The organism is Psychrobacter sp. 72-O-c, from assembly GCF_904846605.1.
Classification (GTDB): Bacteria; Pseudomonadota; Gammaproteobacteria; order Pseudomonadales; family Moraxellaceae; genus Psychrobacter.
In genome coordinates this window covers 1-852 of sequence record NZ_CAJHBI010000072.1, presented here as the reverse complement: position 1 = coordinate 852, position 852 = coordinate 1, and the positions used below count along the sequence as shown (strand labels likewise).

The window sequence follows — 852 nt, the reverse complement described above, 5'->3', positions numbered from 1 at the left end:
GTACCACGTAATAGAACGCCACAGTTTTCGCCTGCACGACCTTCGTCAAGCAGTTTACGGAACATCTCTACACCAGTACAAGTGGTCTTTTGAGTGTTTTTGATGCCGACGATTTCAATCTCGTCACCGATTTTAACAATGCCTGATTCAACACGGCCTGTTACTACGGTACCACGACCTGAGATTGAGAAGACGTCTTCGATTGGCATTAAGAATGCTTTGTCGATGTCACGCTCAGGCTCTGGGATGTAGGTATCAAGGATGTTTAGTAGTTCAACAATAGCAGGTTCGCCGTAGGGACCTTCGCTGCCTTTTAGGGCTTCGGTGGCTGATCCTTTAACGATTGGGGTGTCATCACCTGGGAAGTCGTAGTCACTAAGAAGTTCGCGAACTTCCATTTCTACTAGCTCAAGCAATTCTTCGTCGTCTACCATGTCGCATTTGTTCATGAATACGACGATGTACGGTACGCCAACCTGACGGGATAGCAGGATGTGCTCACGGGTTTGTGGCATTGGGCCGTCAGTCGCTGATACGACTAAGATTGCGCCGTCCATTTGCGCGGCACCAGTGATCATGTTTTTAACATAATCGGCGTGACCTGGGCAATCAACGTGAGCATAATGACGGGCTTCGGTGTCATATTCTACGTGACTGGTGTTGATGGTGATGCCACGTGCTTTTTCTTCAGGGGCTGAGTCAATAGACGCGTAGTCTTTGGCTTCGCCACCTGAGGTTTTAGCGGCTACTGTTGCGATAGCAGCAGTAAGGGTGGTTTTACCATGGTCAACGTGTCCAATAGTACCGACGTTGACGTGTGGCTTGTTGCGTTCAAACTTGGCCTTTGCCATG

Annotated in this window: 1 protein-coding gene; it reads right to left on the bottom strand. The window is 49.1% G+C overall.

The genetic code is table 11. The features are described 5' to 3' along the window. The coding region (tuf, locus tag JMX97_RS13635; RefSeq protein WP_201558965.1) for an elongation factor Tu at positions 1-851 on the bottom strand (851 nt) is incomplete at its 3' end. Position 852: the final 1 nt, after the last annotated feature.